General features: G+C 66.4%; 17 protein-coding genes and 1 pseudogene. 11 read left to right on the top strand and 7 right to left on the bottom strand.

Annotation, left to right across the window (positions count from 1 at the left end; genetic code table 11):
- Nucleotides 1-89 precede the first annotated feature (89 nt).
- A complete protein-coding gene (locus tag MJ607_RS14920; protein ID WP_279234729.1) occupies nt 90-725 on the bottom strand; it encodes a helix-turn-helix transcriptional regulator in 636 nt (211 codons plus the stop codon).
- A gap of 177 nt (nt 726-902) precedes the next feature.
- On the bottom strand, nt 903-1,220 hold the full coding sequence (locus tag MJ607_RS14925; protein WP_243076397.1) for a helix-turn-helix domain-containing protein: 318 nt from the start codon (nt 1,218-1,220) through the stop codon (nt 903-905).
- Between the two features lie 212 nt (nt 1,221-1,432).
- Between MJ607_RS14925 and MJ607_RS14930 the strand changes: the two genes are divergently transcribed.
- Genes MJ607_RS14930 through MJ607_RS14980 form a run of 11 tightly spaced genes read left to right on the top strand, consistent with a single transcriptional unit; the run spans nt 1,433 to nt 12,065 of the window.
- Nucleotides 1,433-2,170 (top strand): hypothetical protein, encoded by a 738-nt coding sequence (locus MJ607_RS14930; RefSeq protein WP_243076398.1) that lies wholly within the window; start codon nt 1,433-1,435, stop codon nt 2,168-2,170.
- A 1-nt stretch (nt 2,171) separates the two neighbouring features.
- Complete coding sequence (locus tag MJ607_RS14935) at nt 2,172-2,783, top strand: M23 family metallopeptidase (RefSeq protein ID WP_243076399.1); 612 nt, start codon at nt 2,172-2,174, stop codon at nt 2,781-2,783.
- Nucleotides 2,784-2,804: 21 nt separating this feature from the next.
- Entirely contained in the window at nt 2,805-3,104 is a 300-nt protein-coding gene (locus tag MJ607_RS14940) for a hypothetical protein (protein ID WP_243076400.1), read from the top strand.
- Nucleotides 3,104-4,552: a hypothetical protein gene (locus tag MJ607_RS14945; protein ID WP_243076401.1), complete on the top strand. Its 1,449-nt coding sequence runs from the start codon at nt 3,104-3,106 to the stop codon at nt 4,550-4,552. Before MJ607_RS14940 ends, MJ607_RS14945 begins: the two co-directional genes overlap by 1 nt.
- A complete protein-coding gene (locus MJ607_RS14950) occupies nt 4,552-6,042 on the top strand; it encodes an SCO6880 family protein (protein ID WP_243076402.1) in 1,491 nt (496 codons plus the stop codon). The genes MJ607_RS14945 and MJ607_RS14950 overlap by 1 nt, the downstream gene beginning before the upstream one ends.
- The gene (locus tag MJ607_RS14955) at nt 6,042-7,640 is read left to right on the top strand and encodes a type IV secretory system conjugative DNA transfer family protein (RefSeq protein WP_243076403.1); all 1,599 of its coding nucleotides are present in this window, start codon (nt 6,042-6,044) and stop codon (nt 7,638-7,640) included. The genes MJ607_RS14950 and MJ607_RS14955 overlap by 1 nt, the downstream gene beginning before the upstream one ends.
- 32 nt (nt 7,641-7,672) lie before the next feature.
- Nucleotides 7,673-8,908, top strand: coding sequence for a ParA family protein (locus tag MJ607_RS14960; RefSeq protein ID WP_243076404.1), 1,236 nt, complete (start codon nt 7,673-7,675; stop codon nt 8,906-8,908).
- Nucleotides 8,905-10,725 (top strand): type IV secretory system conjugative DNA transfer family protein, encoded by a 1,821-nt coding sequence (locus MJ607_RS14965; protein WP_243076405.1) that lies wholly within the window; start codon nt 8,905-8,907, stop codon nt 10,723-10,725. The genes MJ607_RS14960 and MJ607_RS14965 overlap by 4 nt, the downstream gene beginning before the upstream one ends.
- Complete coding sequence (locus MJ607_RS14970) at nt 10,722-11,114, top strand: hypothetical protein (protein WP_243076406.1); 393 nt, start codon at nt 10,722-10,724, stop codon at nt 11,112-11,114. Before MJ607_RS14965 ends, MJ607_RS14970 begins: the two co-directional genes overlap by 4 nt.
- Nucleotides 11,111-11,581, top strand: coding sequence for a hypothetical protein (locus MJ607_RS14975; RefSeq protein WP_243076407.1), 471 nt, complete (start codon nt 11,111-11,113; stop codon nt 11,579-11,581). The genes MJ607_RS14970 and MJ607_RS14975 overlap by 4 nt, the downstream gene beginning before the upstream one ends.
- A gap of 37 nt (nt 11,582-11,618) precedes the next feature.
- A complete protein-coding gene (locus MJ607_RS14980) occupies nt 11,619-12,065 on the top strand; it encodes a single-stranded DNA-binding protein (RefSeq protein ID WP_243076408.1) in 447 nt (148 codons plus the stop codon).
- Between the two features lie 65 nt (nt 12,066-12,130).
- On the opposite strand, the gene MJ607_RS14985 is transcribed toward MJ607_RS14980, so the two are convergent.
- The 5 genes and pseudogenes from MJ607_RS14985 to MJ607_RS15000 all read right to left on the bottom strand — a co-directional run bounded on the left by MJ607_RS14985 (nt 12,131) and on the right by MJ607_RS15000 (nt 17,383).
- A complete protein-coding gene (locus MJ607_RS14985) occupies nt 12,131-12,985 on the bottom strand; it encodes an IS3 family transposase (protein WP_243076409.1) in 855 nt (284 codons plus the stop codon).
- The gene (locus tag MJ607_RS14990) at nt 12,982-13,308 is read right to left on the bottom strand and encodes a helix-turn-helix domain-containing protein (protein WP_243076410.1); all 327 of its coding nucleotides are present in this window, start codon (nt 13,306-13,308) and stop codon (nt 12,982-12,984) included. The genes MJ607_RS14985 and MJ607_RS14990 overlap by 4 nt, the downstream gene beginning before the upstream one ends.
- Before the next feature lie 60 nt (nt 13,309-13,368).
- Nucleotides 13,369-13,470: pseudogene (locus MJ607_RS20340) on the bottom strand (hypothetical protein); the annotation flags it as partial.
- A gap of 121 nt (nt 13,471-13,591) precedes the next feature.
- Complete coding sequence (locus MJ607_RS14995; protein WP_243076411.1) at nt 13,592-13,852, bottom strand: hypothetical protein; 261 nt, start codon at nt 13,850-13,852, stop codon at nt 13,592-13,594.
- Nucleotides 13,853-14,269: 417 nt separating this feature from the next.
- A complete protein-coding gene (locus MJ607_RS15000) occupies nt 14,270-17,383 on the bottom strand; it encodes an AAA family ATPase (RefSeq protein WP_243076412.1) in 3,114 nt (1,037 codons plus the stop codon).
- Between the last annotated feature and the right edge of the window lie 190 nt (nt 17,384-17,573).

The following is a 17,573-nucleotide window of genomic DNA, read 5'->3' on the forward strand; positions in this document are numbered from 1 at the left end:
GCAGTCCGTCCTTCGACCGCCTCGTCTGCGAAGCGATCGCCCGACCCCTCCACTGTACGCGTATGCGCAGTCGAGGTCCGCGGACTTCCTTACTGCGCAGAGATCGAGCGCAAGGACTGCGCAATTGCACGCAGCGCCGCGGGAGAGACTTCGCCGACGGCACGCGCAGAGATCGAGTCAGCGCCCGAGATCTTCAGAGCCTCACGAAACTCGAGGTTGGCTTCAGCTGCCTCGAGCGCGTCCTGATCGTCCAGATCCAGGAGATACGCGGGCGGGATGCCGGCATACTCACTGACACCCTCCAGCAACCGCACCCGAACGTCTGCACCCCCCGCTCCGCCGACAAGTGCAGTCCACTCGTCGGCCTCGAGCGCGACTCCCCGCTCGGTTAGTTGCGAAGTCAGTGCATCGACGTCGAACACTGAACCATCGGCGCGAGGGGCTCCTGCGATCGAAGACAGCCGTCGGCCAAGCTCTGCCGGGCGCGTGCGCACTTTGGGCTCGATCTCATCTGCAGAGCCCGCCGAAGCCGCAACGCGCGATATCTCGTGCGGATGGGTTCCGAGTGCAAGCGCGATGTTCTCGATGTCGTTCGCGTCCCAAGGGGCAGCGCCTCGGAGCCGCGCGTAGTAATAGCTGGACGACATGCCGGAGCGCTCGATGAGCTCCTGGTTGGTCATTCCCGCCGCATCGCGCAACGTCGAAACGGCGCGCACGAGAGCCATGGACCAAGCGCCGGCTTCGCCGAGAGCACGTCTACCCACGCAATCAGCGTAGCGCCGCACAGTCGACCGGGTACTTGCTTATCTGCACACAGTCAGATGTACGATCACTCTATGTACGCATCGCAGCGAGCTGGACTGCCGAAATACGCAGTCCGCGCTCGACTGCACGCACTTACCTCAGAACTCCCCCAGCACCTGATTCAGCCGCATGACCATCTCGGTGACCTGGGCGTCGTCGACCGTGTACCGAATCCGCTGCCCGCGAATCGCGACATCACGCGGAGGATCCGCGATGATCAAGCCCGCATCGAGCAGCTTCTCGAGCCCGTTCGCCACAGTCATCTTCGGGATCTCAAGAGCTTCGGCAATCTCAAGCCTGGTCTGGGCGGGATGCTTCCGCAGGTGGCCGATGATGGTCGCCTGCATGATGTTCCCGAGAGCGTTGATGGGATCCTCCGCGTACTCACTGTTCGCGGGGCGGGTGTAGCGGGGCACAAGCCAAGTCTGTCTCAAGCCCGATTCACTCGTCCAGAAATCAGAAGCAGAAAATGCTTCACATTCTTTAGCGTAGCGTTATATGCTTCGCTTGTGTCAAGTTCAGCGGTTGCGGCAGTGCGGGGGTCGGACTCCTCAGCCCGGCGTCAATTGCCGTGCGCGTGCTTCTCGCGGGGTGTTGACTCCCTCCTGACGATTCAAGGAGGCACCCAATGATGGCTACCGGCAAGCGCAACCGACGAGGCGTGATCTGGGCACTTCTCGGAGCTGGAGTGCTCGCGATCGCGATTATCGCGATCGTGGTCAGTGGGCTCTTCGGCCAGTCGCCCAGCCCGAGCGGGACGAGCGAGCCCGCACCCGACCCGAGTTCGACGACAACCTCGACCAGTTCCCCGCGCCAGGCAGTCGTCGACGAGAGCGCGACGGAGAACGGGTGGATCCCGGAACCGATCACCACGGATCCCGACCCATACATCCGTGATGCGCTGGCCGCAGCATCCACGTTCGACACTCAGAAGAGCACACGCAACGAGTGGCTGAGCTACCTTGACACGTGGTTCACCCCCGACACGCGCTACACGTCCGAACAGGATCGCGAGGATGACATGCGCGCGTCCCAGCTCGAGCTGCGCCAAGGCGTCGTGCTGCCGGAGGACGAGTGGACCTCGCTCGCCAACGAAGACGGGCGGGTCGTCGCCGCGGTGCCAGGCGACGTCACTTACAGCGATGTTCCCGACGACACGTCGGGCGACATGACGATCGGGACCGCCGACGTCATCCTCACCTACACGCGGGCCGATGCCAGCGGTAAGGAAAGCTCATATGACGAGACCGTGCGCGTGAGCGTCCAGGTGCTCTGCGGCGAGGGATCGATCCCGACGCCCGACAGTGCTCAGCAGCCCGGCGACTGCAAGGTGGTCCGCTACTTCTCGGGGTCACTGGAGCCCTGACATGGGTGTCCCGGTCGCGGCCGTTGCAGCCCTCGCGAATACGAGGATCGGCCGCAAGATCGCGATCGGGATGCTCCTCATCATCGCGCTCGCCGGCGCGCTCATTCTCACGCCGCTGTTTGCGATCCCGTTCGCAGTCGCGGGTCAATCGATCACAGCAGACGGAGGCAGGCCGCCGGCACCAGTGGCCAACGGGGATTGGGGCTACCCGCTGGCCGGCGACTACTTCAAGGGCCGGGGCTTCGGCTACAACCCCGTGCTCGGATGCAGCTACTGCTCGACGGACCACCAGGGCTACGACATGGCGCAGGGGTGCGCAGCCGCAGTCCATGCCGCCGGGCCTGGTCGCGTGATCACTGCGGGGACTTACCAGGGATACGGCAACGCAGTCCGGATCGACCACGGCGACGGTCTTGTCACCCTGTACGGCCACATGCAGTGGAACTCGCTGCTCGTCGGCGTCGGCGATCAGGTTGGCGCCGGAGTGCCGCTCGGCGCTGAGGGCAATACGGGCAAATCGTTCGGATGCCATCTGCACTACGAGGTTCGCCAAGGCGGCACGCCGATCGATCCGCAACCGTTCATGGCCGCACGCGGCCTTCCGCTCAAGTGAGACGCAACAAGGGAGCACATCATGCGATCCACACAGACGAGACCGACTGACGTCGACGTCCCGGATATCCACCCGGACTTCACGGCACCGTTCTTCCAGGGCTTCCAAGTCGTCGCGTCCTACATCCTGGCGGGAGCGATGATCGTCGTCCTGATCATGCTGATCATCGCCGGCGCAGCACTGGCCTTCCGTGGGCTGGCGTCCGATCGCGTGCGCACATGGGCAGGCGAGAACATCCTGTGGATCTTCATCGCGGCGGCCGTCCTCGGCGCCGCCAGTGGTCTTTTCAGCTGGTTCGTCAACTTCGACTTCGGCTTCTGATGCCCACTCCACGTGTCTTGCTCGTCGGATGCCTCGTGGGCGTCGGACTGGCACTGGGCGCGCTCTCGCCGGCCCAGGCTGCGAGCGCGGCGGCTCCGCGAGCAGACGGTGCCGCCGCGGTGACGGGAGAGCCGTGGTCCTCGCCTGCCTACCCGGTCGACTGCCTTCGCGCAGGCTCCCAGGTCACCTGCACTCCACAGAACACCGCCGATGTCGAACCTCAGCAATGCTTCATCAACGTCTTCGTCGACGGCGCCAAGGCGACGGTCTGCACGACCTATGAAGATCACGTCGCTGCCATCAAGACCAGCGGGGGCAAGCCGCTCCTCGTCGAATACGGGTGCTCGCTCGGCGATGTCGTGTGCGTGACGTTCGAGAACGCCGGTCGAGGCATGGCGCTCTCGGCGACCTCGATCATGTTCGCGGTCGCGCAGAACATGAGATTCGACACCTCGTCGACCCTGTGGACCACCGCGACGAGTGAATGGTCCTTCTGGGAGTGGGCGATCCTCGCCGTTCTCTTCGGAGCGATGGTCTGGGCGATCGCCGCCGCGATCGTCTCGGGTGATCGCTCCGAACTCGTCGGGGCGATAGTCCGCAGCTTCATCGCGTTTCCCGCGACAGCGATCACGCTGTGGGCGACCGGGCATCTGCTGAACGCGATCGACGACCTGACCTGGTACGTCATGAATCGTGAGGGCCCCGACGCCCTCTTCGCGACGTTGCAGTCCGTCATGTGGGCCGGCGGGCACGCGAACTACTTCTTCGCCTTCCTCCTCCACGGGCTGCTCATGATCGGGATGCTGCTCCTGATGCTCGTCTTCGCATTCCGCAACATCGTGCTCGCCGCCCTCATCGCTGTCGGACCGATCGCGTGGATGCTGTACCCCGTTCGCGCCGTAGGGCCGCAGTGGGTGGTGCGCTACGTGTCGGCGGTCGTCGTTCTCCTGCTGACCGGTCCGTTGACGATCGGATTCGTCACCCTCATCGTCAACGGCCTCGCCGCCGTGCGGACGATCTGGGACCCGCAGTCGTGGCCGCTCCTTATAGGCCTTGTGCTCGTCGCCTTCGCGCCGTTCGCCGTGTTCGGTCTCTTCAGCTTCGTCGGCGCAGTGGCCGCCGACTCGGTCGGATCGCGGGTCGGCTCTGGCGCACGTCAAGCCGCGTCCGGCGCTGCCCGATCGGCATCCCGCATCCCCAGCAGAATCGGCGCCACTCCCGCCGGCGTTCCGTTGGGTTCGCCGAAAGCCGGGTCGACCGGCGGCCCGGCAAGTGCGGGCGGATCCTCGAGCGGAGGTCCCACTCGTGGCCCGGCCGGCCCCACCGGTCCCTCGACCCCAGGACCATCGCGCCCTTCGAGTCCGTCACCGACTCCTGCCGCTCCACCGACCGCTGGCCAAACACCCGCGGGCTCGCGCCCGACGCGGCGCACTGAGAGGACTGCATGATGACCACTCCGGATGTCGCGCGCCCCGTCCGACTCCCCCGTCGATCGCGTCAGGGCGTCGTGATGGGAATGGACCCGTGGCAGCTGACCTGCGTCGCCTTCGCCGCAATCGTCGTGCTCATCGCGGTCAACAGGTTCGGCCCTCCCGGGCTCCTCTACGCGGCGCCCCTCTACCTTCCGGTCGGCGCTTTCGCCTTCGTGACGGTGCACGGCGACTCCGCGCCTCGCCAGGTCGGGCTGTGGCTCATGAAGCAGCTCCGCCACGCCACCGGCGCCACCCGGCATCAGTTCCGCCCCGAGCGATCCCACATCGCGGGCACCCTCAACATCCCTGGCATCCGCGCATCTGTGCAGCTGTGGGACGTCGAAGGCGTCGCATGCGTCTACAACCCGCACGACCGCTCAGTCTCGGTAACCGCGGAAGTCGAGGTCGAGGGCTTCCTCATGAAGGACATCCCGGAACGCTTCGATCTTGCGCAGCAGTGGTCGCCAGTGCTGGCGTCGTTCACGCAGCGGCCCGGCATCAAGCGCGCGGTCCTGCAGGAACGCACGATCCCGACGACGATCCGTGCGGCGCGCGATCACTACGAGGGCGTGGTGCTGCGCCGCAGCGCGGATGCCGCATCCCCCGTGAATCGGAACTACGAGCACGTGATGGATCGGTCGGAGCGGTTCGCGGTGTCGCACCGCAACTACCTGACATTCACGCTGGATCTGATCGCGCTCGGTCCTCAGCTGAAGGCGCTCGGTGGCGGGGAACGTGCCGTGAAGTCGCTAGCTGCGCTCGAGGCGCGCAATCTCGCAGACGCCCTCCGCGCATCGCGGATCACTGTGCGTCGGTGGCTGTCACCGCGCCACATCGCGGCGCTTACGAGGATCGCCTTCGACCCCGAGTTCGCTGCCAACGTACAGAACCGACCGGACGAACAGTCAGGGGTTGATCCCGCCGCGATCGGCCCGACGTACCTCGAAGAGCCTCGAGGCAAAAACGGCATCGTCTACAGCGACTCCGGTGTGCACACCACGATGTGGATTCACGAGTGGCCCCGATCGGACGCGGCGGTGGGCTTCGTCGAGCCGATCGTCTTCGCCAGGATGCCGTCCACCGGCGAAGCAATCACCCACATCTTCTCGATCGTCCTCACACCCGTGTCGGTGAAGAAGGCGATGAAGCGCATCGAGGACGACAAGAAGGTCTGGCGAGGGAACGAGAAGCTCCGGGCGAAGCGCGGCGCGGACGGGTCTGCGGCAGACGCCGCGGACTGGGAGGCGCTTGAGCGGCAGGAGGAGGAGATCGTCGCGGGACACGGCGAGTTCCGGTACGGGGCGTATCTCACCGTGACCGCCCCCGACGAGGCGAAGCTCGACGAAGCCATCGCGGGCATGCGCAACGCGCTCGCGCGTGCAGGGATGGAACCCCAGATCCTCTACTGCCAGCAGGCGGAGGCGCTCATGGTGAACGCGCTGCCCATCGGACTGGGGATGAAGTGATGACCCGCCACGCCGCAGTCTTCGAACCCGAGGACCTCTCCAAGCGCGAACGACGCGAGCTCCGACGGACTGTCGCGACGTCGACCCGGGAGCCACGCTCCCCGCGGACGACACGTCGAGAGAACGCGCTGCCGGGAGCGGTCGTCCCCGGTCCCTTCGGCCCCGGACTTGCCGAGGGCGGCTACTGGAACCTCGCGCGCCCCTCTCTTGCAGCCCACCAAGCGACCTCCCGACAGATCGCAGGCATCTATCCCTTCATCGCAGACGCGGGTCTCGGTCACAGGGGTCCGATTCTCGGGGTCGACCTCAACGCGGATGCGCTCTGGCACTTCTCGCCCTGGGAGGCGTACGCCGATGCAACGAGTCGCGGCACCTTCTCGACGAATCTGCTCGTGCTCGGCGCGTATCGGGCCGGCAAGAGCGGCACCGTCAAGACTCTCGTGACGCGCTCAATCGCGTTCGGACACCAAACAGTGGTGCCGTCCGATCCCAAGGGCGAATGGGTGGCCGTCGCCGAGGCGATCCCCGGCGGTGTCGTCATCCGCATCGGCGGCGGCAGCGCCGCGCGGCTCAATCCGCTGGACCGGGGGCCCCGTCGCATCGACGCCGACGACGAGCAGGACGAGAAGATCGTGCGACAACGGCGCATCACGACTCTTGTCTCGCTCGTCGAGATGGCGCTCGGCGGCACGCGTCTCACAGCAGTCGAGCACGCCGCGATCCACGAGGCCCTCGCACGGTGCATCGCTGCTACGGCAGATCGGCCAACTCTCCGCGGGGTCTACGAAGAGCTGGGAAGCATCGTCGCCGATGCGGGGACCGACTTCCGTCTGTCCGACGGCGCCGTCCAGCCGCGGTTCGTGCTCCGACGATTCGTCGAGGGTGACCTGTCCGGGCTCTTCGAGGACGACTCCACCGTGGCCTTCGACGCGGAGGCTCCGATCGTCGTCGTCGACACGTCCGAGCTCTTCGCCCGCAGCGAGCTCGTGGCGCAGCTCACGCAGGTCTGCACCACCGCGTGGATCCAGGCCGTGGTTTCAGATCGGTCGGCTCGTCGCACCCGATACCTGATCAGAGAAGAAGGATGGCGCGACATGACCTCCCTCGCGTCACTCCAGATGTTCCAGCAGTGGCTCAAGCTCTCGCGCCATTACGGCATCAGCAACATCGTCATCCTCCACAAGATGGGTGACCTGGATGCCGTCGGCGACGCCGACTCGAAGGAGCGCAACCTCGCCTACTCGATCGTCGGAGACATCGAGAACAAGTTCATCTTCCGCGTGAACCATCAGGAGTCCTCGAGTCTCCGCCAGCGCCTCAACATCCCGGCGACGCACGTGGACGATGCGCGTCGGCTGCGGATGGGCGTCTTCCTCGCTTACGTGGGTCAGCACTCCTACGTCGTGGACTGCTTCGCGACGTCGACTGACTGGGAGTACGAGCTGTTCAAGACGGATGACGCCATGGAGACCGACGAACGCGACGGGACGGACATCCGGTTCGTCGATTCGGCGGAGCTCGACCGCCTCTGGCCCGACTCCGCAGACAACAGCCTCGACGGCTGGCTCACCTCGACTCGAAAGGAGGGCCAGGGATGACACTCGACACGCGGCCCCGCGCTCACGCCTCGGTGAGCGGCCCGATCGCCACCTTCACATCGCCCGACGGCCGCACCGAACCGATCGCAGCCGGCGCCGACGAAGACATCCGCGATCTGATCGTTCAGCGTGCCATCACGGAGGCGCAGCGCTGCGGCATCCCGGTCGAACTCGTCACCTCCGGAGACCGCGGCGAACACCGCCTGCTGATCGAGGCAACCGGCCTCGTCTCCGCCGCTCCGTGGCCTGCCGACCTCACCGACCCATCGCAAGAGGGAAAGGAGGTGAGCGAACAGGCTCCGGAGCAGACTTCCTCGCAGTCCAGCCCTGCTCCGGAGCCTCGCTCTCGTACCTCCTTCATCGCCGCGCCACGAAAGGAGGCACACCCCCAGACCGGGTGGCGCGGATTGCTGGCACGCGTCGGCATCCCGATGACGCCTTCCCGCGAACAGACGGCCCGGGCAGAGAACGCGCGCCTCGTCTCCCAGCAGTGGGCGGGATGCCGCACGATCGCCGTCGTCAACGGCAAGGGTGGCGTCGGCAAGACGATGACGACCGCCATGATCGCGGCGATCTTCGCCCGATACGGCGGCGGGAACGTGCTGGCGTGGGACAACAACGACACACGCGGCACGCTCGGCTGGCGCACCGAACAGGGTTTGTACGACACGACCATCCGCGACCTTCTCCCCGCAGCCGGCGAGCTTCTTGCCCCGACAGCATCCGTGTCCGACATCACTCGCTTCGTTCACCACCAGAGCGTCGATCGCTACGACGTCCTGCGGTCGAACCCGGAGCTCTTGGCGACCGATCAGCGCATCGCTCAGGCCGAGTTCGACCTCCTCATGCGGGTCGCCGCTCGCTACTACCGGATCGTCGTCTTCGACTCCGGCAACGATGAATCCGCCGATCGCTGGCTGCGGATGATCGACTCCGCGTACCAGCTCGTCATACCGACGATCACGGCGCCGGAGTCCGCTGAGTCGGCGGCGCTGTTGCTCGATGCGCTGCGCAAGCGCGACGAGCGCTCGCGCTACCTCGCCGACAACGCCGTGGTCGTCGTGACCCAACAGGAACCGGCATCCGTCAGTCGTACTTCTGGCATCGTCCGCGGATTCACCGACCAAGTGCCTGCGGTCGAGTTGGTTCCGTTCGATCCGGCGCTCAAATCGGGAGCCCTTCGGCTGGACGGTCTGCGGCCGATAACGCGAGACGCCTGGGTGCGCGTGGCGGCAGCAGTCGCGCAAGGAATTCAGGGGCAGTCATGAACGAAGGGATGCTCGGCAAGGCCATCGCGGTGGTGATCGCGATCGCGGTGGTGCTCAGCGTCGTGTTCTCGTTCATCACCGAAGCCGTGACGCAGTTCGCCTGCGAAGCCCGCCCCCAAGCACGCACTCTCTTCTCGGGACTGTGGCTCGCGATCAGCGGCGACCCCGCGTCGTACATCGCCCCCGAGGCATGCGACCTTCCCGTCATCCCGATCCGGATCCTGGAGCTCGTCGTGATCCTGGTGGTCGCCGCAGCGGCCGTGGCGGGGGCCATGGCGTACGGCCGCTATCGCCAGTCGGACGCCGCGTTCGTCTCTGACCTACGCTCGCGCCCGGGCTTCGCCGAGGCATCCGAGATCCGCAAGCACATCTCTGCGAAGGCGGTGCTTCGCCGCGCGCGTCAGCTTCGCCCCGACGTCACGCGTCCGCGCGCGACGGATGTCGGCTGGCGCGTCGGCCGCTCGAGGGGCATGGACGTATTCGTGTCGATCGAGGACTCGGTCGCGCTTGAGGGGCCGCCTCGATCCGGCAAGGGCTACCGCGTGCTGATCTCGGCGATCCTGGACTGGTCTGGTCCGCTCATCACGACCTCGACGACCAACGACAACCTGACCGCGACACTGCGCATGCGCGAGCGTCGTGGCGACGTGCATGTCTTCGATCCGCAGGGGCTCTCCGGCGTGCGGCATCCGCTCCGGGTCTCGCCGATCGCCGGCTGTGAAGATCCCCTCGTCGCGATGCAGCGCGGCGCGGCGATCATCACGGGCACAGCCCTCGGCGCATCCACAACCAATGCCGAATGGGCACAGGCCTCGGGCGTTGTGCTGGGTCGGCTGCTCCACGCCGCGGCGGTCGGAAATCGGTCGGTCGCCGACCTCTACAACTGGGGCACGAGCCCCGTCGTCGCTCGTCAGGCGGCGGTCGACGTGCTGCGAGCCGACGGCGCTCCGGGCTGGGGCGACAATCTCGAAGCGACTCTCGCGGGAGACGACAAGCTCGTGTCGTCGATCTGGTTCGGCGTGAGCAACGCCGTCGCACCGCTCGCGGTCCCGCAGATCCGCGAGACGCTCATGCCCCGCCCGGGTGACCGTGTCTTCGATCCGCGCGAATTCCTGGATGCGGCCAACACGCTCTACCTCATCGGCTCGGCATCGGGCGCGTCAGCGATGGGCGGATTCCTCGGCGCCATGCTCGATGACATCGTCGAGGTGGCCCGCATCCGCGCGCTCGCCAGCCCCGGATCACGCCTGACCCACCCGCTCGGACTCATTCTGGACGAGATCGTCAACATGTTCCGATGGGGCAACCTTCCGCGGATCATGGCCGACGGCGGCGGCCGCGGAATCTGCACGTTCGTCGTGCTGCAGGCGCTGTCGCAGGCCGAGACATCGTGGTCGCGGGCCGAAGCAGACACGATCTGGGCCGCGGCCACCGCAAAGGTCCTCCTCGCCGGCGCGTCGCACGTCGACCACCTTCGCGACGTCGAGGCGCTGCTCGGAAACCGCCGTACCCGCAGCACCCAGCGATCGTGGTCCTCGCGCGAGGCCGGCCACTCGACCAGCGAGCACCATGAGCGGTTGCCGCTGATGTCTGTCGACGAGATCCGCCGGATGCCGCAGAACATCGGCCTGCTCGCCTACCGCAACCGTCGCGGGGTTCTTCTCGATCTGTCCGGCTGGGATGAGCGCAGGGACGCACGCGACATCAAGTCGGGCAAGCGCGACACCGAGACCGAGCAGCGACTCGTCTTCGATGCCGCGGATGAGCGCACCTCGCGTGAGCCCGTGGCCGATGCCGAGGCGGTGACTGAGGAATGAGCAACAGCCGAAAGTCCGGTCCGGGCAACCGCTACCGGTCAGGGTTCCTGCGGTCGCCGGCTTGGTTCGCGCGGCGCGACCGCTGGTTCCGCAAGGAGCAGCGGCTGGGCCGCCCCCTTGCGTGCGTCGCCTGCGGCCGGCTCTCGCGCGCCGAGCATCTGGAGCTGCACCACCTGGACTACGACGGCGTGCACTTCGTCGACGGCTCATGGCGGGCCTTCGAACGCCACGAAGACCTCGTGCCGCTGCATCCGTGCTGTCACGAACTTCTCCATCGCCTCATTGATCGAGACGTGGTGCTGTCGCGGCACCGCTCACGACGAGTGGCATCGATGCTCGCCCTCGACCGGCTCCGCGCCAAACTGACCGACCGGGAGGAGTCGCGGTGAACGAGCCCACCGATGCCGAGGTCGACGCCATCGTCGCAGCCGACCTCGCCAGGTACGGGAACCGAGCCGGCCCCTCGACGCCGCTCGGCGTGCACGTCGTGAACTGGCGTCAGCTCCCGGATGCAGACGCCAGCCGGGACTGGACCGCCCTGAGGGAATGGGTCGAGTGGTTCACCGTGCGCTACCGCGTTCCTGCCAGCGTCGTGCCGAACTGCTGGTGGAAGCACGGACCCCTCGTCGAAGAGCTCTCCGCCCTTCACACGGCGCACCTCGCGGCCTTCGACCCGAGCGATAACGGGCTCGGGCCGATCAGCTGGCACGAACGCCTCGCCCAGGCCCTCCCGCGTCTCAGCCGATCCGGCGCCGGATGCGCAAGCGAGCACAGCGACACGAGACCTCGCTCTTGGACAGCCGCGACTGACGACGCGGAATGGGACGCGTGGACCGGCCAGGCCCACGCTCAGTGAGGCGCCGCACAGCGTCTCTCGACTGGAAGGAAGAAAGATGACCACAAGAATCCCGGTCACCATCGAGGGCAACCTCACTGGTGATCCCGAGCACGGCACGAGTGAGGGCGGCAACGACTACGCTCGATTCACCGTCGCCGTCAACGACCGGCGTCTCAACGAGACGACGAACCGATGGGAGGACGCCGGCACGGTCTTCCACCGCGTCGTGGTATTCAGCCAGCAGTCACGACACGTCGCTGACTCGCTGCGCAAGGGCGACAGCGTGATCGTCGCCGGCGATCTCCGGTTCGGCACGTACGTCGACAAGGAGACCGGTCAGACCCGCGAGACCCGTGATGTCGTCGCGGACAACGTCGGGGCCTCGCTCAAGTTCGCGAGCGTCGCCGTCGAACGCGCCCCAAAAGCCACGAGCCCCGGAGCTGACGCCTCGGGGCCGGTGGTAGCGCCGGTCTCTTACACCGGCGCCGGGATCGCTCCCTGACCCATCGCAACAGGGGCGGGCAGGAATGAACTGGCCCCCGATTGTTGGACTGGCCGTTTGAGAGCTTAAGCCGCAAGGGCCTGTGCTCGGTATTGCACCGGGCTCAGGCCCTTGAGCTTTGTGGAGACCCGGTCGGTGTTGTACCAGGCGATGTAGTCGTGCAGCGCGGCGGTGAATGCGTCCACGCTGGCGAAGGTCGCGTGGTGGAAGAGCTCTTCCTTGAGGTGCCCGAAGAAGCTCTCGATGACGGCGTTGTCTAGGCAGGTCGCCCGGCGGGACATCGACTGAATCGCACCGGCGTCGGTCAGGATCTGACGCCACGAGGCGTGCTGGTAGTGCAGGCCTTGATCCGAGTGCACCATCGGGTGCTGGCCCTGCGGGAGAGAGCCGACGGCGGCGCGCAGCGACGCGTTGGTCATCTCCACGGTCGGTGACGTTCCGCACGTGTAGGCGATCACGGATCGGTCGAACAGGTCCATGATCGGGGACAGGTAGACCTTGAGTTCGCCGATGCGGAACTCGGTGACGTCGGTGACCCACTTCTGATTCGGGGTGGTCGCGGTGAAGTCCCGTTCCAGCAGGTTCGGGGCGACCTTGCCGATCTCGCCCTGGAAGGAGTTGAACCGGCGCCGCCGGCGCACGTGGCAGACCAGTCCGAGCTGACGCATCAGCTTCAGCACCGTCTTGCGCGCCACCCGCCAACCGTCCCGCATCAGCATCGTGTGCACGCGACGATGCCCGTAGCGGCCCTTCGCCGCCGTGAACACCTGGGTGATCGCGGTCTTCAGGTCCGCGTCCGGGTCCGGGTGGGCGAGTCGGGCCTGATGGTAGAAGAACGTCGACCGGGCAAGGCCCGCGACGCTGAGCAGCACGCTCAGCGAGTGATCTGCCTTGAGGGAGATGACGGCCTGGACCTTCACCGTCGTTCGTGCTCCCTCAAGGCCCGCAGTTTTCCCAGGTACGCGACCTCCGCGCGAAGCCGCTCGTTCTCCCGCCGCAGCCGGGTCAACTCGCTCACCTCCGCGTCCGGATCATCCGGGACGGCCGGCGCACGACCTTTGGGCCGAGGGCGCAGTGCTTCCGCGCCGCCGTCCCGCAGCGATCGCGCCCACGCCGTGACCAGCTGCGGGGACGACAGGTCGAACTCCGCCGCCAACCCCAACGCCGTCTCACCCGCGACATAGCGTCGCGCGATCTCGAGCTTCGTCTCGTACGAGAACGCCCGCCTTGTCCGCTTGGTCACCAGCGCTCCCGCCCCGCGCAGCCGCCAACGGCTATATAACCGGCCGACCGCCGAAGCGTTCACACCTAACCGCGCAGCCGCCGCGTCCTTCGCCAAACCGGCCTCGAACAACGCTACTGCGGCAACACGCTGAGCCTCAGACAGAGAACTCCGTGGATGCATGAAAGTGCTCCTCGAAAGTCAAAACTGAATACCTCAGTCCAACTTTCGGGGAGCACTTCAGAATCACAGTACTCCTGCCCGCCTTGTCATGTCTGCGCGGGATGCCGCTGATCGGCCTGCGTCAGGCGTAGGCGTGATGGACATGCCAGTCGTCCTCGCCGCGGTAAACGTCGAAGACAAATGACTCGCCCTCCTCATCGGTGCCCTGGAACCGCCAGCCGTAGAGACCTCGGCCACCGGACGACTCTGCGCTCCAGATCGAGTCGCGAAGCCGTGTCGGCATGTCGGTGACACGCCACCGCCGGCCGGCGTAGAACATGCGCGCCGGGATGTCGTCGACCAACCATAGGGTCACTTCGTGTTCTACTTCAACGGCGCTCATGTTCTGGAAGTGTAGAACATATCTTCGAGCTAATCTAGAGCCGTGCATGACCGGGTGAGGGGATGTCCGGGCGATGTCGAGCTCAAAGAGATACGCCGACCATTACGACCGACTCATGGATGAGCGGATTCTTCGGCGGATCGCATCCGAGAGCCCATTGCAGACACTCACTGACAAGGAGCTGCAACGCGGCGTCCTCCCGATCACCCGCGACCCCCAGCCCAAGCCCTGCAAGGCATGGGTGAGATTCGGCCCCCACGCGATGCAAGTCGATGCGGTCGTCGTCGCATGGGCTGACGTCGCGTGCGGCATCCAGTTCTCGATAGGGGATCGCCCAGCTCGGTGCTCGGTATGGGCCGATGCCGTCACTCCGGTTCGGCAGACGAGAGCACCGGACGAGTCGTGATGGCAGCGGGCCTATAGCGAGCGGCTCGGGCCACCGACGCCGGTCGGGCCCATGGACGGAACCGACGATTGCACGAGCGACCTCGCTCGCTCCTCTGTCTGACGGCGCAGGGGATCCATCCTTCGTCGCGCTCCGCGCTCGGCCTCCGCGAGGTCAGTGGCGCGAGTCTGCGAGGAGTAGGTGCTGTCGAGGGCTTCGTACTCCGACCGCCTCAGCGAAAGTAGTTCGGCAAGCCGATCGCGGGAGCCAGTAGGCGCCTCCTCGGGTCCTGATTCAACTCTGCGACCGTGACCATTGGCGTCGAGGGCGGCGATCCTTGCGTCAACGCGAGCGAGAGCGCGCGCGCCGTCGATCAGCCAGCCCCTCAAATCGCCCAGGCGCTCGAGCGCATCCCGATCGCGCTCCCGGCTTGCGGTGACCAATTGGTCGATGGCAGACACACCGCCGTATGGCCTACGGGTGCGATCATTCCAAGCGGGCAGGTCCGGCTCTCCGATCGGCGCGCGCGCCGCGCGTCCGAGTTCGTTCCGCGCTGCCCGCTTCGAGTCATCAATGCTCACCTCGAGCGTGCCGCGCATCATGCTGTCGGCCACTTTGTCCCGCGCCGCCGCAGCGGTGCGGGCGATCGCGATCGCCTCGTTGTGCGCACGCCCGCGGGTCATGCCGACATAGAGCCCCGAGGCATCCACTCCAGGACCGACGATGGAGGCGTCGGTGGTCTCTCCCTGGATGCCGTGGACAGTCGAGGCGTATGCCAGGTGCACGTGCGCCGCGGCATACTCCAGGCTCACTTGGCGTAGATCGCCGCTATCGCTGATGCTTGCGAGCTCTAGCGCGTCGCGGAGGATACGGCGGATCGTCCACAGCGCGCGGTTCTCGACATCCGCGTTCCGGTCGTTCAGTCGCGTCTGAACGATGTCACCCTCGAGCAGACGCTGCTCGCCCTGACCGACCGCGAGCCGGACCTGCTCGAGCTGGCCGAGTTCCAAACGACGCTGCTGGATCGCCTCGTTGATCGCGTCCGCTTCCTCGTTGGTGCCCGTCACGAGCGCGATGCGCTTGCGCTCATTCGCCCACCGGAAGTACCCCTCGACCATCACGTCGCGCGCGTGCGCAGCATCCGTCACCCGATGGATGAGCCCCTTCTCGTCGAGCGCCTGGGCAACAGCGAGCGCTTCGTCCTTGGATGCCGGTTCGCGCATGCGGAGCGTCAGCGATGCATAGTCCGGGTCGCGGAAGCGGTGGACCGCCGTCAACTCCACGACCGCGCTCGCACGCCGCGTCAGGCAAGCCATCGCCCCCGCATGGCCCACCGGCATCGCCTGGAGGTGGTCGCCAACCATGGCGATTCCGGCGCCGGTCTCTTCGGCGATCGTGGCCAGCGCACGCGCCGTGTGCAGATCGACCATTCCTGCTTCGTCGACGACCACGCGGTCGCCGTCGCCCAGCACGAAGCGGCGGGGACCGTCGTAGAGGCGTCCGGTGGCGGCATCCGCGTATCCCGGGCGGAGGCGGGTCCACGCTTCGGCGCCCGCTTCGTCTCTGGCCCATCGCCAGCCGTGGTCAGCGAGCAACGCGTGCAGGCTGGAAGCCGTCGCGCCGATCTCGCGGCCGGCGACCGAAGCAGCCTTCTTGGTGGGCGCGACGACGACGAGGTGCCGTCCCTGTTGCGCCAGGGCCAGCCGCGCCACGCGCAGCATCGTCGTCTTTCCCGCGCCAGCCGGCCCTGTCACCGAGACGAGGCGATCCGTGCCGGCGATCGCCGAAGCTGCGGCAAGCTGTCCGTCGTCGAGCGTGGTCTCGCCGTCGAGGACTTCAGCAGCGAGGTCGATGATCTCGCTCTGCTCGACCGACCTTCCGGCCCGGGTGAGCGCGTCGAAGTGAGCAGCGAGCTCGACCTTCAGCGCGGCGGTCGAAGCGGCCATGAAGCCTTTGATGTGCGCAGGACGATCCGCCTCATCCCCGAGCAGATCAACGCTGAGCAGGTGTGCACGGGCGACGACGTCATCGATGAGCTCCTGAACAACTGACCGTTCTTCGACGATTCCGGATGTCGCGACCGCCCGAGTCGCACCAGCGCGGACGTCGTACAGGCTGAAGCGGCCACCGCAACCTGTCGAGCGGGCGTCCGCGTCGACGATCGCCACCGCTGCGAGTAGATCGCGATCGAGGCCGCCGATCACGCGTCTCCGGGGCGCCAGGGCCGCGCGCGTCCAAAGCATTCCGTGATCGATTGCGATGAGCTCTGCTCGAACGAGTTGTTCCCACTCATACTCGTCGACGACGTCGGGCTTGTTGGGCCGACTTTTCGACCACGCGAGCCGATCGACCTGTTGCAGAACGTCGTGGTCGGGCTCCTGACCCGGGTGCTCCGCTCGCCACTCGAGAAGCAGCTTTGCCCGGTTCGCCTCGATCTGGTTCGACCTGCGAGACAGCGGACGCACGGCATCCGCAAGTTGAGCAATCTCGCCGTCCTCGTTCAGCGTGAAGCCCTGCTCGGCGAGCGCGCGCAGCCATCGCGGATCGGTTCGCGCGGCGAGTTCTCCCTCTGCGTTGATGAGCGTGTGGAGCTTCATGGCGACTCGCGAATCGACGTTCGACCACTTGCCGTCTTCGCCTTGGACCTTGACGTTGAGCCACAGGTGCCGGTGAATGTGCGGGTCGAGCGCCCGTGACCGTCGGTGCCGAAGTTCGACCACCTCTATCTTGTGAAGTGCTTCACGGATGCTGCCGCCGGCGCCGCGCCGGGCGTTCAACTCGCGCTGCCAGGTCGTGATGATCCGGTCCCGCAGCCGGTCCTGAAGGGCCTCGAACTCCGTCGCGAGCTCGGGGCTGATCATCGCCGCGATGCTGTACGACTTCGGCGCGTTGATCGTGCCGTCAAGGATGAGGTCGGCGGTGGGCGACTTCAGCTCGCGGCCACGCTGCTCGTCGGTGAGCGGGTCGTGACCATCCACCCAGCGACGGAGCTGCTGGGCGTCGAGGGCATCGACGGTGATCTCGCCGGCCGCAACCGTGAAGCGAGTCACGTGCGCGTCGTCGGCTTCGCTGTACCCGGCGAGGGCTTCAACGCCAGTCACACTCCGAAGGTGGGAGTCGCAGCTTCCCTTGAAGGCGTAGGCCATCGCTTGCCGAACCCCTTGTGATTCGACACCCCGCTTCCACCGCTCGAGGCCGCCGCGCACGTGTCCACGGTACGCCGATTCTGTCTAAGTATCGAGTGCTTACACAGAAAGTGCCTGCGTGCATTGCTTCCTGAACTGCTTCCATCGATTCTTGGATAGCTTCCTCGAGACGCTGACGTGTCGGTCGGGC

This window comes from Microbacterium sp. SS28 (assembly GCF_022761035.1).
In the GTDB taxonomy this organism is placed as follows: Bacteria; Actinomycetota; Actinomycetes; order Actinomycetales; family Microbacteriaceae; genus Microbacterium.

Bases quoted from the DNA above. Each gene is read 5' to 3' on its own strand.
- MJ607_RS14920 (WP_279234729.1), bottom strand. From the start codon at position 725: ATGGCTCTCGTGCGCGCCGTTTCGACGTTGCGCGATGCGGCGGGAATG.
- MJ607_RS14930 (WP_243076398.1), top strand. From the start codon at position 1,433: ATGATGGCTACCGGCAAGCGCAACCGACGAGGCGTGATCTGGGCACTT.
- MJ607_RS14935 (WP_243076399.1), top strand. From the start codon at position 2,172: ATGGGTGTCCCGGTCGCGGCCGTTGCAGCCCTCGCGAATACGAGGATC.
- MJ607_RS14940 (WP_243076400.1), top strand. From the start codon at position 2,805: ATGCGATCCACACAGACGAGACCGACTGACGTCGACGTCCCGGATATC.
- MJ607_RS14945 (WP_243076401.1), top strand. From the start codon at position 3,104: ATGCCCACTCCACGTGTCTTGCTCGTCGGATGCCTCGTGGGCGTCGGA.
- MJ607_RS14950 (WP_243076402.1), top strand. From the start codon at position 4,552: ATGACCACTCCGGATGTCGCGCGCCCCGTCCGACTCCCCCGTCGATCG.
- MJ607_RS14955 (WP_243076403.1), top strand. From the start codon at position 6,042: ATGACCCGCCACGCCGCAGTCTTCGAACCCGAGGACCTCTCCAAGCGC.
- MJ607_RS14965 (WP_243076405.1), top strand. From the start codon at position 8,905: ATGAACGAAGGGATGCTCGGCAAGGCCATCGCGGTGGTGATCGCGATC.
- MJ607_RS14970 (WP_243076406.1), top strand. From the start codon at position 10,722: ATGAGCAACAGCCGAAAGTCCGGTCCGGGCAACCGCTACCGGTCAGGG.
- MJ607_RS14980 (WP_243076408.1), top strand. From the start codon at position 11,619: ATGACCACAAGAATCCCGGTCACCATCGAGGGCAACCTCACTGGTGAT.
- MJ607_RS14995 (WP_243076411.1), bottom strand. From the start codon at position 13,852: ATGAGCGCCGTTGAAGTAGAACACGAAGTGACCCTATGGTTGGTCGAC.
- MJ607_RS15000 (WP_243076412.1), bottom strand. From the start codon at position 17,383: ATGGCCTACGCCTTCAAGGGAAGCTGCGACTCCCACCTTCGGAGTGTG.